Origin of the sequence: Pseudomonas sp. P7779, assembly GCF_013386315.1 — a bacterium.
Taxonomy (GTDB): Bacteria; Pseudomonadota; Gammaproteobacteria; order Pseudomonadales; family Pseudomonadaceae; genus Aquipseudomonas.
The window spans coordinates 1-13,484 of record NZ_JACARZ010000056.1; the positions used below are offsets into that span (position 1 = coordinate 1).

12 protein-coding genes and 1 pseudogene are annotated in these 13,484 nt (G+C 62.4%); 3 read left to right on the forward strand and 10 right to left on the reverse strand.

Annotated elements, in window-relative coordinates:
- A pseudogene (locus HX869_RS16845) lies at positions 1–312 on the reverse strand (glycerol-3-phosphate 1-O-acyltransferase); the annotation flags it as partial.
- A gap of 196 nt (positions 313–508) precedes the next feature.
- On the opposite strand from HX869_RS16845, the gene HX869_RS16850 reads away from it, so the two are divergent.
- Positions 509–718: a cold-shock protein gene (locus tag HX869_RS16850; protein ID WP_003219353.1), complete on the forward strand. Its 210-nt coding sequence runs from the start codon at positions 509–511 to the stop codon at positions 716–718.
- A gap of 81 nt (positions 719–799) precedes the next feature.
- Here the strand turns inward: HX869_RS16850 and HX869_RS16855 are convergent, their stop codons facing one another.
- From HX869_RS16855 to HX869_RS16870, 4 genes are all read right to left on the reverse strand, one after another.
- Complete coding sequence (locus tag HX869_RS16855) at positions 800–1,177, reverse strand: hypothetical protein (RefSeq protein ID WP_008430491.1); 378 nt, start codon at positions 1,175–1,177, stop codon at positions 800–802.
- A 77-nt stretch (positions 1,178–1,254) separates the two neighbouring features.
- Positions 1,255–2,064 (reverse strand): putative RNA methyltransferase, encoded by an 810-nt coding sequence (locus HX869_RS16860; protein WP_102368224.1) that lies wholly within the window; start codon positions 2,062–2,064, stop codon positions 1,255–1,257.
- Positions 2,064–3,215, reverse strand: coding sequence for a succinyl-diaminopimelate desuccinylase (gene dapE, locus HX869_RS16865; protein WP_008430488.1), 1,152 nt, complete (start codon positions 3,213–3,215; stop codon positions 2,064–2,066). The genes HX869_RS16860 and dapE overlap by 1 nt, the downstream gene beginning before the upstream one ends.
- A gap of 237 nt (positions 3,216–3,452) precedes the next feature.
- The gene (locus tag HX869_RS16870) at positions 3,453–6,044 is read right to left on the reverse strand and encodes a glycosyltransferase (protein WP_178903378.1); all 2,592 of its coding nucleotides are present in this window, start codon (positions 6,042–6,044) and stop codon (positions 3,453–3,455) included.
- Positions 6,045–6,263: 219 nt separating this feature from the next.
- Here HX869_RS16870 and tcdA point away from each other — a divergent pair, with 219 nt between their 5' ends.
- Positions 6,264–7,073 (forward strand): tRNA cyclic N6-threonylcarbamoyladenosine(37) synthase TcdA, encoded by an 810-nt coding sequence (tcdA, locus tag HX869_RS16875; RefSeq protein ID WP_003219345.1) that lies wholly within the window; start codon positions 6,264–6,266, stop codon positions 7,071–7,073.
- Between the two features lie 117 nt (positions 7,074–7,190).
- Here the strand turns inward: tcdA and HX869_RS16880 are convergent, their stop codons facing one another.
- From HX869_RS16880 to HX869_RS16895, 4 genes are all read right to left on the reverse strand, one after another.
- On the reverse strand, positions 7,191–7,604 hold the full coding sequence (locus HX869_RS16880) for a SufE family protein (RefSeq protein ID WP_177069010.1): 414 nt from the start codon (positions 7,602–7,604) through the stop codon (positions 7,191–7,193).
- Positions 7,601–8,806 carry an aminotransferase class V-fold PLP-dependent enzyme gene (locus HX869_RS16885; protein WP_008432246.1) on the reverse strand — a complete coding sequence of 402 codons (1,206 nt, stop codon included), beginning with the start codon at positions 8,804–8,806 and terminating at the stop codon, positions 7,601–7,603. The genes HX869_RS16880 and HX869_RS16885 overlap by 4 nt, the downstream gene beginning before the upstream one ends.
- Before the next feature lie 69 nt (positions 8,807–8,875).
- The gene (gene dapD, locus HX869_RS16890; RefSeq protein WP_003219342.1) at positions 8,876–9,910 is read right to left on the reverse strand and encodes a 2,3,4,5-tetrahydropyridine-2,6-dicarboxylate N-succinyltransferase; all 1,035 of its coding nucleotides are present in this window, start codon (positions 9,908–9,910) and stop codon (positions 8,876–8,878) included.
- 33 nt (positions 9,911–9,943) lie between these two features.
- On the reverse strand, positions 9,944–10,306 hold the full coding sequence (locus HX869_RS16895; protein ID WP_003219341.1) for an ArsC family reductase: 363 nt from the start codon (positions 10,304–10,306) through the stop codon (positions 9,944–9,946).
- Between the two features lie 213 nt (positions 10,307–10,519).
- Between HX869_RS16895 and HX869_RS16900 the strand changes: the two genes are divergently transcribed.
- Positions 10,520–12,163, forward strand: coding sequence for a Na+/H+ antiporter (locus HX869_RS16900; protein WP_178903379.1), 1,644 nt, complete (start codon positions 10,520–10,522; stop codon positions 12,161–12,163).
- Between the two features lie 120 nt (positions 12,164–12,283).
- Here HX869_RS16900 and dapC read toward each other — a convergent pair whose 3' ends face one another.
- On the reverse strand, positions 12,284–13,483 hold the full coding sequence (dapC, locus tag HX869_RS16905) for a succinyldiaminopimelate transaminase (RefSeq protein ID WP_177069008.1): 1,200 nt from the start codon (positions 13,481–13,483) through the stop codon (positions 12,284–12,286).
- Between the last annotated feature and the right edge of the window lies 1 nt (position 13,484).

The following is a 13,484-nucleotide window of genomic DNA, read 5'->3' on the forward strand; positions in this document are numbered from 1 at the left end:
GGGTGGGGCCCCACGCTTGTCCTGGCGCCCCAGCCAGTCGGGGTCGGGCGTCAGGTAGAAGAAGGCTGCCGGCTCCATCAGCGGGCCGACCGACACCGGCAGCACCGGGCGCGGCAGGCCGGCCTTGGTACATTCGGTATCAACCACCGCCAATTCGGTGAGGGATGGAGATTGCAGGACGTAAAACACCGGACGACTGCGGTCGAGGTTCAAGGTAAGGGACGACTGGTTGATCGTCTCTGAGCGAACCCAGAGGTACAACAGCCGGCGCAAGGTGCCAAATACCAGACGGCGAAAGGGAGAACGGGTCATACGGCTTCTGCTTTGAGTGGGGAAAAAAACCGGGCAGGTGCTCGGGGCGCTAGTGTGCAGTATTAGCCGAAAATCGGCAAAAAAGCGGCGAAGTAATCTTGAGTTGAAGCTTTTTGAGCCTGTCTTATACTCGGCAGTTCAACTGCGACGACTCAACAATAAACGTACTTATAAAAAGCATGTGGGAGCAAAACAGATGGCAACGCGCGAAACCGGCAATGTGAAGTGGTTCAACGACGCCAAGGGCTATGGCTTTATCCAGCGGGAAGATGGCAAGGATGTGTTTGTGCACTACCGCGCCATTCGCGGTGAAGGGCATCGTTCATTGGCCGAAGGCCAGCAGGTGGAATACGCAGTGGTGACGGGCGAGAAGGGCTTGCAGGCTGAGGATGTGGTGGGCCTGTAACCTTGGCGTGATCGTTCCCACGCTCTNNGTGACGCGGAGCGTCACAGGTTGCATTCCCACGCAGAGCGTGGGAACGATCCCTCAGGTTGTTTTCCAGGTGATCTGCTCTTCACCGTCTGCGCTGATACGAATCCAGGTATCCGCGCTTTCTTCACCTTCTTCCTCTACCCAACTGCCCGGCGCGCAACGCACTTCGACGTTCAGCGCGGCAAAGGCTGCGCGGGCGCAGGCGATGTCGTCTTCCCACGGGGTCTGGTCGCTTTCCAGGTACAGGCTGTTCCATTTGCCTACGGCTTTCGGCAGCCAGGTGACCGGTACGCTGCCGGCTTTGCACTTGTAGGTCTGGCCGCGCTGGACCCAGTCGGTGCACGGGCCCAGGGCGGCGCCCAACCAGGCGGCGATGGCCTTGTGGTCGACGTCGGCGTCCTTGAGGTAAATCTCGATATCAGGTTGGCGCATGGATGTTCCTCGTTGCGGGATTTTGAAAATCCATTCGCGGATTCGGTGTGGGCCCCGAGGCCCACAAAAATAATGGGTTATTGAAGCACGAAATAGTCGTAGCGCATCGACACAGTGACCAGCAGCGGTTCGGCGGCTTCGATCACCCGGGCCCGGCGTTCGGCACTGGCGCGCCAGCCGTGGGGCGTCATCGCCAGCAGGTTGGCGCGATCCTTGGGGTCGGCCAGGCTGAGCTTGAACTCCAGGGTTTCGCTGTGTTGCAGGCTCATGCCCTGCGGCACCAGCGCCAGGTGCTTGTCGTCGGTGTACTCGCGCACTTCGTCGTACAAACGCTCACGCAGCTCCATCAGGTGGCCGCGGGTCGGGCCGACTTTCATCAAACCACCACCCGGGCTGAGCAGGCGCTTGGCCTCCAGCCAGTCCAGTGGGCTGAACACGCTGGCCAGGAACTGGCAACTGGCATCGGCCAACGGCACCCGGGCCATGCTGGCGATCAACCAGGTCACCGTGGGGTTGCGCTTGCAGGCGCGCTTGACCGCTTCCCTGGAAATATCCAGGGCATAACCATCGGCGCGCAGCAGGGCGTCGGCGATCTGTGCGGTGTAGTAACCCTCGCCACAGCCGATGTCGAGCCAGCGCTGGGGTTTGCGTTCAGCGGCCAGTTCGGCCAGGCGCCTGGCCACCGGGGCGTAATGCCCGGCGTTGAGAAAGTCGCGGCGCGCTTCCACCATCGCCAGGTTGTCGCCTGGGTCACGGCTGTTCTTGTGCTGCACCGGCAACAGGTTCAGGTAACCCTGGCGCGCCCGGTCGAAACGGTGCCCGGCCGGGCAGGCTACACCGTTGTCCACTTCCTGTAGCGGTGCGCTGCAAATGGGGCAAGCGAGCATCAGGCGAGCAACTTGATCAGGGTCTGGTAGTAGATTTCGGTCAGCACATCGAGGTCGCTGGCGAGGATGCGCTCGTTGACCTGATGGATCGTCGCGTTGACCGGGCCCAGCTCCACCACCTGAGTGCCGAGGGTCGCGATGAAGCGCCCATCGGAGGTGCCGCCGCTGGTCGACGCCTGGGTCTCGCGACCGGTGACGGCCTTGATGCTGGCGGAGACCGCATCGAGCAACGCGCCCGGTTCGGTGAGGAACGGCAGGCCCGACAGCGCCCACTCCACATGCCAGTCCAGGCCATGCTTGTCGAGAATCGCCGCGACCCGCTGCTGCAGGCCTTCGACGGTGGACTCGGTGGAGAAGCGGAAGTTGAACACCGCCGTCAGGTCGCCCGGGATCACGTTGGTGGCGCCGGTGCCGGAGTTGAGGTTGGAAATCTGGAAGCTGGTAGGCGGGAAGAAGGTGTTGCCATCGTCCCAGTGCTCGGCGGCCAGTTCGGCCAGGGCCGGAGCCGCCAGGTGGATCGGGTTCTTCGCCAGGTGCGGGTAGGCCACATGGCCTTGCACGCCGCGCACGGTCAGGGTGGCGCCGAGGGAGCCGCGACGGCCGTTCTTGACCACGTCGCCCACCAGGGTGGTGCTCGACGGTTCGCCGACGATGCACCAGTCCAGGCGCTCCTTGCGGGCTGCCAGGCGTTCGATCACGGCCTTGGTGCCGTGGTGCGCCGGGCCTTCTTCGTCACTGGTGATCAGGAATGCGACCGAACCCTTGTGGTCCGGGTAGTCGGTCACAAAGCGCTCGGAAGCGACCAGCATCGCCGCCAGGCTGCCTTTCATGTCGGCTGCGCCACGGCCGCAGAGCATGCCGTTTTCATCGATCAGCGCGTCGAACGGGTCGTTCTGCCAGGCCTTGACCGGGCCGGTCGGCACCACGTCGGTGTGGCCGGCGAAGCACAATACCGGACCTTCGTGTTTGCCGTGGGTGGCCCAGAAGTTATCCACATCCTCGATGCGCATCGGCTCAAGCGCAAAACCGGCGTCGCCCAGGCGCTGCATCATCAGCTTCTGGCAATCGGCGTCGACCGGCGTCACCGACGGGCGGCGGATCAGGTCGATAGCGAGTTGGAGGGTCGGCGAAAGGTCGGCGTGGGCCGTCATGTAAAAACTCCAGAAGCATGTCAGGGCGCAAGGCTTATGTGGGAGGGGGGCTTGTGTGGGAGCGGGCTTGCTCGCGAATACGGAGTGTCAGTCAACAATGTATGAACTGACCCGGCGCATTCGCGAGCAAGCCCGCTCCCACACAAAGCAATGGCCTGGGCCAAGTCTCACAAAATGGCCGTTATCTTATAGCAAAACGGCGGCCAGAGGCCGCCGTTTAGTGCATTGCGCAGGATTTTAAGCAGCGGCCACAGGCTCTTGCTTCGATGCCGGTTTCGGCAGCGACGACAGGAACGCCATGATCAGCGCCGCCACATACGGCAGAGACTGCACCAGCAACATCACCACCCAGAAGCGCATGTCATTGCTCGGCAGGCCCTGCACCAGGTAAATCCCCAGTGCCGCACCCCACAACAGCAGCATGATGAACATCTCTTCCCGGGCTTCGGAAATCGCCACCCAGAAACCGTGGTTATCGGCGTTCTTCGGTGTACGGAAGAACGGAATGCTGGTGGTGAAGAACCCGTACAGCACCGCCTTGGCGATGGTGTGCGACAACGCCAGCCCGGCCAGTGCCGCGCAGAACGCATCTTTCAGGTTCACACCCACCGCACGACGGTAGAGGAAGATGATCTTGCCGACCTTGAACACGAACAACGCCAGTGGCGGGATCGCGAAAATCAGCAGCGGCGGGTCAACCCGCGTCGGCACGATAATCATCGCCGCCGACCACAACAAGGCGCCCACGGTGAAGAAGATGTTCATGCCGTCGGCCACCCACGGCAACCACCCCGCGAGGAAGTGGTAGCGCTGGCCACGGGTCAGCTCGGTGTCCTTGCCGCGCAAGAGGCTCGCAGTGTGGCGCTTGATGATCTGGATCGCGCCGTAGGCCCAGCGGAAACGCTGTTTCTTGAAGTCGATAAAGGTATCGGGCATCAGGCCCTTGCCGTAGCTGTCGTGGTAGTACGCCGCCGACAGGCCCTTCTCGAAGACCCGCAGGCCCAGCTCGGCATCCTCACAGATGCACCAGTCGGCCCAGCCCAGCTCTTCCAGCACCGAGCGGCGGGTCATGGTCATGGTGCCGTGCTGGATGATCGCGTCACGGTCGTTGCGGGTGACCATGCCGATATGGAAGAAGCCTTTGTATTCCGCGTAGCAGAGCTTCTTGAAGGTGCTTTCGTTCTGGTCGCGATAATCCTGTGGCGACTGCACCACGGCGATTTTCGGGTCGGCGAAGTGCGGCACCATGTGCTTGAGCCAGTTTGGCGACACGCAGTAATCGGAGTCGATCACCGCGATCACTTCGGCATCCTTGGCGGTGTGCGGGATCAGGTAGTTCAGTGCGCCGCCCTTGAAACCGGCCAGGGGCGAGACGTGGAAGAACTTGAAGCGCGGGCCGAGGGTTTCGCAGTAGTCGCGCACCGGCTCCCACACGGCCGGGTCCTTGGTGTTGTTGTCGATGATCAGGACTTCGTAGTCCGGATAATCGAGGGCGGCCAGGGCGTCGAGGGTCTGTTTGACCATCTCCGGCGGCTCGTTGTAGCACGGCACGTGGATCGAGACTTTCGGGCGGTAGTCCGAATCCCCTTCAACCGGCAGGAATTCACGCCGGCGTTTGTGGGTCCAGACTGCTTCGGCCAGCTCATGGGCTTCGGTCAGCAACACGATAAATACGCCCAGGGCGCCGAGTGCCAGCAGGAAGCCCACCGTCAAGCTGAACCAGGTGCTGTATTGCTGACTGTAGTCATAACCGATCCACACCAATACCGACCCGCACAGGAACGCGATAAAGGTCAGGAACGTACGGCCGCGCTGGCGCAAGGCCGAGCCGTCGATCATCAGCAGGGTCAGGGACAGCAGCGCAAGCACCACCGAGCCGATCGCCAGCACTCGCCATTGCGGAATCGCGACCACCGGGCCATCAAAGTTGAATTTCTGCTGGCGTGCGGCGTTGAACACGCCCCAATAGGCCCCTACAGAGCCTTCGTCGCTGGCTTTCCATGGCTGGTCAAACGCTTCGATCACGAAGTAGTTGTAGCCCTGGCGGTTCAGCGTGTTAACCAGCGTGCGCAGGTAAATCGCCTGGTCGGCGGGGGAGGCGTCAGCACCGCCACGCATCCGTCCGTTGCTCGGCCAGCCAACCTCCGACAGCAACAGCGGCTTTTTCGGGAAGGTCTTCTTCAGGTCCCGGGCGCGATCGAGGACGAACTGGCCGGCCTTGTCCACCGGGATATGTTCCCAGTACGGCAGGATGTGCGCGGCGATCAGGTCGACGTGCTTGGCCAGTTGCGGGTTGTGTTCCCAGATGTGCCATTGCTCGGAGGTGGTTACGGGCACCTTGACGGCGGCCCGTACCCGATCCAGCAGCACGATCAGCGCTTCCGGAGTGATTTCCTCGCGGAACAGCGCCTCGTTGCCCACCACTACCCGCACTACGCTGCGGGAGCTGTTGGCGATTTCGATGGCGCGCTGGATCTCGCGCTCGTTGCGCTCGAGGTCCGGACTGATCCAGATCCCCAGGGTCACCCGCAGGCCGAATTCTTCCGCCAGCTTGGGGATATCCCCCAGGGTGCCGTCGACCGAGTAGGTACGGATGTTGTCCGTCAGCTTGCTCATGATCGCAAGGTCCTGACGCATTTGATCGTCGGTCGGATACTGGTCTTTCTGTGGGTACTGGCCTTGCTGGAACGGCGAGTACGAAAAACCGGAGATCTGCTCGGGCCAGTTAGGGGCATTGACCGGGCGGTTGATCAGCGCCCAGAAGCCGGTGAACAGCGCGGCAATTGCCAGCACCACCACCAGGTTGAGTCCAAATTTACGCGATGACATGGCTATTTCGGGTTCCAAAGGGTGTGGAACGAAAAGAGGTGTCGGCCTGCGCCGAACGGCGCGCATCCTACACTGGCCTTTCACCGACCGTACAGCAAGCCGGGAAAAACCGGACATTGGGCAGTGCAACTCGTCGTAAGTTCTCTTACTTGTAGCTTGTAGTTTAAAACTTGTCGCTGTGTAGCCCTATAATGCGCGCCGGTTTTTGGGGTAATGGTCATGAGTACAGAAGATCCACGGTTTGCCGGCGTCGCCCGCTTGTATGGCATTGAAGGCCTGGAGCGCCTGAAGGCGGCCCATGTGGCCATCGTCGGCGTGGGCGGGGTGGGTTCGTGGGCGGCGGAAGCCATCGCTCGCTGCGGCGTGGGCGAGATTTCGCTGTTTGACCTCGATGATGTGTGCGTCAGCAACAGCAACCGTCAGCTGCATGCGCTGGACAGCACGGTGGGCAAGGCCAAGGTCGAGGTCATGGCCGAGCGCCTGAAAGGCATCAACCCGGATTGCACCGTGCACGCGGTGGCGGATTTCGTGACCCGCGAGACGATGGCCGAGTACATCACGCCGAACATCGACTGTGTGATCGACTGCATCGACAGTGTGAACGCCAAGGCCGCACTGATTGCCTGGTGCAAGCGGCGCAAGATCCAGATCATCACCACCGGCGGCGCGGGCGGGCAGATTGATCCGACGTTGATTCAGGTGTGTGACTTGAACCGTACGTTCAATGACCCGCTGGCGTCGAAGGTGCGCTCCACGTTGCGTCGCGATTATGGCTTCTCCCGCACTGTGACCCGCCACTACAGCGTGCCCTGCGTGTTCTCCACCGAACAGCTGCGTTACCCGAAGCCGGACGGCAGCATCTGTTTGCAGAAGAGTTTTGTCGGGGATGGCGTGAAGCTGGACTGTGCCGGCGGGTTTGGCGCGGTGATGATGGTGACTGCGACCTTCGGCATGGTGGCCGCGACCAAGGCGGTGGACAAGATAGTGGCCGGGGTGCGCCGGCCTGCTGACAGGGTCAAGGCCCCTTAGATCTCAGTCTGGAATGAGGATCAAAATGTGGGAGCGGGCTTGCTCGCGAAAGCGGTGTATCAGTCGACATCTCCGGTGACTGACACGCCGCCTTCGCGAGCAAGCCCGCTCCCACATTTAGTTTTGTGTGAGGCTCAGATGCCGCATGCGCTGCAGCACCGCATTCAACCCATTGCTGCGCGACGGCGATAACTGCCGCGACAGGCCCAGTTGTTCAAACCAGCCGGGCAAGTCGACGGCTTGCAGTTCGGCGGCAGACACACCGTTGACCCGCGCCAGCAACAACGCCACCAGCCCGCGTATCAGCCGTGCATCGCTGCTGGCGGCAAACTGCCAATGCCCATCCTGCAAGCGCCCCACCAGCCACACCAGGCTTTCACAGCCCTGCACCAGGTTGGCGTCGACCTTGTCTTCATCCGGCAAGGCGGGCAGCCGCTCGCCCCATTGCATCAGCAGGCGGGCTCGTTGCTCCCAACTGCCGACTGCCTGGAACGCTTCCAGCGCGACAACGGCCTCAGTCGGCAAGCTCATCGCAACATATCCAGGGCTTGATCCAGCGCTTCAAAAAAGCGCTCCAGGTCATCGGAGTCGTTGTACAGCGCCAATGACACCCGAATCGCCCCCGACAATCCCATCTGCTTGAGCAGCGGCATCGCACAATGATGGCCGGCGCGCACCGCAATCCCTTGTTCGGTCAGCAAGTGGGCGAGGTCGGCGTTGTGCACGCCTTCCACCACGAAGCTGGCCAGGGCGACGTGCGGCGACCCCAGCAAGCGCACGCCATTGCGCGCTTGCAAGCCACGCAACAGGTAGTCGTGCAGGGCGGCTTCGTGAGCCGTCACCGCCTGCTGGTCCAGGGAACTCAGGTAATCCAGGGTTGCCCCCAGGCCGATCACGCTGGCGATCGGCGGAGTCCCGGCTTCGAAACCGAGGGGCGCCGGGCGGAAACTGGCGCTTTGATAATCAGCCTGCTGCACCATCTCGCCCCCAAACTGCCAGTGGCGCAGGTGATGCAGGGCTTCGGTGCGGCCATACAGCACGCCGACGCCGTCCGGCCCATAGAGTTTATGGCTGGAAAACACGTAGAAGTCGCAGCCCAGGGCCTGCATATCATGGCGACCATGTACGATGCCCTGGGCGCCATCGACCACCGTCAGTGCATCGTGGGCCTTGGCCAGCGCCAGCAGTTGCGGCAACGGCTGCCAGGCGCCAAGTACGTTGGACAGTTGGCTCACCGCCAGCAGGCGGGTGCGCGGGCCGATCAGTTGGGCGGCGGCTTGCAGGTCGATCAAGCCGCCAGCGTCAAGCGGCAGTACCACCAGCGCCAGCTCGCGACGCTTGGCCAGTTGCTGCCACGGCAGCAGGTTGGCGTGGTGCTCCAGGGCGCTGATGACAATCTCGTCGCCCGGGTTGAATAGGTGCTCAAGGCCATAAGCCAGGAGGTTCAGCGCCGATGTCGCGCCGTGGGTGAAGATGATTTGCCCCTCGTCACCGACGTTCAGCCACTGTGCCACCTTGCTGCGACTGTCCTCGAAAGCCTGGGTCGCGTGGGCGCCCGGCAAATGCTGGGCACGGTGCACATTGGCTGCGCCATTGGCGTAGTAATGGCTGATGGCGTCCAGCAGGGCTTGAGGTTTTTGCGTGGTGGCGGCGTTGTCCAGATAGGTCTGGTCTTGCCGTTGCAGGGTGGCGATGGCCGGAAAATCGGCGCGCCAGGGAGAGGGCACAAGCATGGTGATCAAGACTCGTATAAACGGCCCGCACCGGTCAGGCGCGGGCCGTTAGTGGCATCGAGTCGCTGCTTAGTTGTGAGCGTGCAGCGCTGCGTTCAGTTCGATGGCCGATTTGTGGGTTTTGCACTCCACGGCACCGGTCTCGGAGTTGCGGCGGAACAGCAGGTCCGGTTGGCCGGCCAGCTCGCGGGCCTTGACCACCTTGACCAGCTGGTTCTGCTCGTCCAGCAGCGCAACCTTGGTGCCGGCGGTCACGTACAGGCCCGACTCCACGGTGTTGCGGTCGCCCAACGGGATACCGATACCGGCGTTGGCGCCGATCAGGCAGCCTTCGCCGACCTTGATCACGATGTTGCCGCCACCCGACAGGGTGCCCATGGTGGAGCAACCGCCGCCCAGGTCCGAACCCTTGCCGACGAACACGCCAGCCGACACGCGGCCTTCGATCATGCCCGGGCCTTCGGTACCGGCGTTGAAGTTGACGAAACCTTCGTGCATCACGGTGGTGCCTTCGCCTACGTAGGCGCCCAGGCGGATGCGCGCGGCATCAGCGATACGCACGCCGCTCGGCACCACGTAGTCGGTCATTTTCGGGAACTTGTCCACCGAGAACACTTCCAGCAGGTCGCCACGCAGGCGCGCTTCCAGTTGACGCTCGGCCAGCTCATTGATGTCGATTGCGCCCTGGCTGGTCCAGGCCACGTTCGGCAACTGCGGGAACACACCGGCCAGGCTCAGGCCGTGAGGCTTGACCAGGCGATGGGACAGCAGGTGCAGCTTGAGGTAGGCCTCAGGCGTGGAGGTCAGTGCGGCGTCTTCGGCCAGCAGGGTGGCGACCAGCGGCGTGTGGCTTTCAGCCAGGCGGCTCAACAGGGCGGCTTGGGCAGCGTCGACGCCCTTGAGCGCGTCAGCCAGTTGCAGGGCCTGGGTGACGGTGAAAGTGATCGCCTGGTTGCCTTCGGTGTAACCGAGGATCGGCGCGATGGCCGCGATGATTTCAGCCGATGGATTGAGCAGCGGTTGTGCGTAAAACACTTCCAGCCAAGCACCTTGGCGGTTCTGAGTGCCGACGCCGAAGCCCAGGCTGAACAGGGAATTGGACATGCTGTTACCTCTACAAAAATGGAGTGGGCTGGCCTACTTGAGGGCCGCCGAATAGCTATCTGGCTTGAAGCCAATCAGGGTTTTGTCACCGAGATCAAGCACCGGGCGCTTGATCATCGAGGGTTGCGCGAGCATCAATTCAATGGCTTTCGCTTGGTCGAGATCGGCTTTGCGTTCGTCTTCGAGTTTGCGAAAGGTGGTGCCCGCACGGTTCAAAACCACCTGCCAACCGTGCTCATTGCACCATTGGGTCAAGTGTTCGCGGTCGATACCGGCCGTCTTGTAGTCATGAAACTCATACTGGATAGCGTGCTCATCGAGCCAGGTGCGCGCCTTTTTCATGGTGTCGCAGGCTTTGATGCCGAAAAGGTGCAACGTTTTGCTTGAAGCGGTCAAGGAATTGCCCCCCTTTGGGCTCACGCAGATTAAAGGTCACGGATTATGCCATGGCCAGCGGCTTTCGGCGCCGCTCGTCACACTTACGTTTTGCTCGTGTGCGACTTTTGTGCAAAGGCCATCGCGCAGCATAGGCGGCTAATATGGCACTTCAACGGCGAGTTGTTGCCTGATGTGTGTTGTTGCAAGTTGATTGTCTGGGAATCCCGCGTTATGCAAACCGCCTACACCGTACTTATCCTGCTGATGCTGGTCAGCGTTTCGCGCCTTGTCGGGCGTATCATCCCACTGCCGTTGCCACTGGTGCAGATCGCCGCCGGTGCGTTGCTGGCCTGGCCGACCCTGGGGCTGCATGTCGCCCTGGACCCTGAGTTGTTTCTTTTCCTGTTTCTGCCGCCGCTGCTGTTCTCTGATGGCTGGCGCATGCCCAAGCGTGAATTGTGGCGCCTGCGCGGGCCGATCCTGACGCTGGCGGTGGGGTTGGTGCTGTTTACGGTGGTGGGGGCCGGTTACTTCATTCACTGGTTGTTGCCGAGTATTCCCCTGCCGGTGGCCTTCGCCCTGGCGGCCGTGTTGTCGCCGACGGATGCCGTGGCGGTGTCGGCCATTTCCCAGAACCGCTTGCCGACGCCACTGATGCACATGCTCCAGGGCGAGGCGTTGATGAATGATGCCTCGGGCCTGGTGACCTTCAAGTTCGCCCTGGCGGCGGCGCTGACCGGCGTGTTCTCGCTGGCGGATGCGAGCCTCACCTTTGTGCTGGTGGCCGTGGGTGGCCTGGCGGTCGGTGTGGCGTTGAGCTGGCTGGTCGGCCGCCTGCGTGCCTGGATGATCGCCCGGGGCTGGGACGACCCGGCGACGCACGTGGTGTTCATGTTGTTGCTGCCATTCGCCGCCTACGTGCTGGCCGAACGCCTTGGCGCCTCGGGCATCCTGTCGGCGGTGGCTGCGGGCATGATGCAAAGCTGGCTCGACCTGCTGCCGCGCCAGACCAGCACCCGGTTGCTCAACCGCAGCGTCTGGTCGCTGCTGGAGTTTGCGTTCAACGGCTTGATCTTCCTGCTGCTGGGCCTGCAACTGCCGGACATCATCAAGGCGGTGGTCAGCCATGAGCCGACGCTGTGGCCGACCTTGTTGTATCGCTGCCTGGACGTGATCGCGATTTTCCTGGTGCTGGTGGTGTTGCGGTTTATCTGGGTGCAAAGCATCTGGCGACTGTCGGGTTTATTGCGCCGGATTCGTGGGAAAAGTGAGCTGACGCTGGTGCCCACCGCGCGGTCCTGCTGGTTGCTGACCGTCGGTGGCGTACGCGGTGCCGTGACCCTGGCGGGTGTGATGTCGGTACCGTTACTGCTTGCACCGGGGCGGGATTTTCCCGAGCGCGACCTGCTGATCTTCATCGCCGCCGGTGTGATCCTGCTTTCGCTCGTCGCGGCCTGCATCGCTTTGCCGCTGCTGTTGCGCGGCATCGAGAAGAGCCCGGATGAGAAACGCCACAATGAAGTGCGCGAGGCCTGGAAGAAGACCGCTGTGGCTGCTATCCATGCCCTGGAAGCCGAAGAACCCGCTGAAGCTGCACCCCAGGATGCCGCCCAGGCAGCCTTGGCCACCGAGCTCAAGGCGCGGTTGATGTCGGAGTATCGTCATCAACTGGAAGTGTTCAACGATTCGGCCGAAGCCCAGGCGCTGGCGTTGCAGATGGATCAACTGGAGCGCAAGTTGCGGCTCAAGGCCCTGCGGGCGCAGCGTCTGGAACTGTATAGCCTGAGCCGTCACCATCAGATTGGTGATGATGTGCTACGGGAGGTGTTGGCGGATCTGGATATGAGCGAGGCGAATCTGGGTCATATCAAATAACACTGCGGTGCTTGCTTGTGGCGAGGGAGCTTGCTCCCGCTGGGCTGCGTAGCGGCCCCAAAAAAGCGGGAGCGCTGCGCACTCCAGCGGGAGCAAGCTCCCTCGCCACATTCAGCGCAGTTATTTATTGCGGGTAATAAAGTCGCGAATCCGCGTCGCCGCTTCCACGCACTCCGCCAGCGGCGCGACCAGCGCCAGGCGCACACGCCCGGCGCCCGGGTTGACCCCGTCCACTTCCCGCGACAGGTACGAGCCCGGTACCACGGTCACGTGTTCTTCCACGAACAAGTCCCGGCAGAACGCCGCATCGTCGCCCTTCACATTCGGCCACAGGTAGAAGCCGCCGTCCGGGTTTTGCACGTCCAGCACCGGCTTCAGGATCGCCAGCACCGCATCGAACTTCTCCCGGTACAGGTCACGGTTGGCCTGCACGTGGGCTTCGTCCTGCCAGGCAGCAATGCTCGCCAGTTGGGTTTGCACCGGCATCGCGCAACCGTGGTAGGTGCGGTACAGCAGGAAGCCCTTGAGGATTTCGGCATCGCCGGCCACAAAGCCCGAGCGCAGGCCCGGCAGGTTGGAGCGCTTGGACAGGCTGTGGAACACCACGCAACGCTTGAAGTCCTGGCGGCCCAGTTCCACGCAAGCGCTGAGCAGGCCTGGCGGCGGGGTTTGTTCGTCGAAGTACAGCTCGCTGTAGCACTCGTCGGCGGCGATCACGAAGTCGTATTCGTCAGCCAGGGCGATCAGCTTTTTCAGGGTGTCGACGGGAATCAGTGCACCGGTGGGGTTGCCTGGCGAGCACAGGAACAGGATCTGGCAGCGTTTCCAGATGTCCGGCGATACCGCGTCGAAATCCGGGTTGAAGCCGTTTTCATCCAGGCACGGCAGGTAATGCGGCTTGGCCCCGGCGAGGAACGCAGCCCCTTCGTAGATCTGGTAGAACGGGTTCGGGCTGACCACCAGCGCGTCGTCGCCGCGGTTGACCACGGTCTGGGTGAAGGCGAACAGCGCTTCACGGGTGCCGTTCACCGGCAGGATGTTGCGCGCCGGGTCAAGCCAGCCCTTGGGCACGCTGAAACGGCGTTCACACCAGGCGCCAATGGCTTCGCGCAGGGCGGGAATGCCCAGGGTGGTGGGGTACACCGCCATCTGGTCCAGGTTGTTGGCCAGCGCCTCGGCGACAAACTGCGGGGATTTGTGCTTCGGCTCACCGATGGACAGGGCGATGGGGCGTTTGTCCGGGTTCGGCGTGACGCTGCCCAGCAGGACGCGCAATTTCTCGAACGGGTAGGGCTGCAGTTGGTTCAGGGCGTTGTTCATC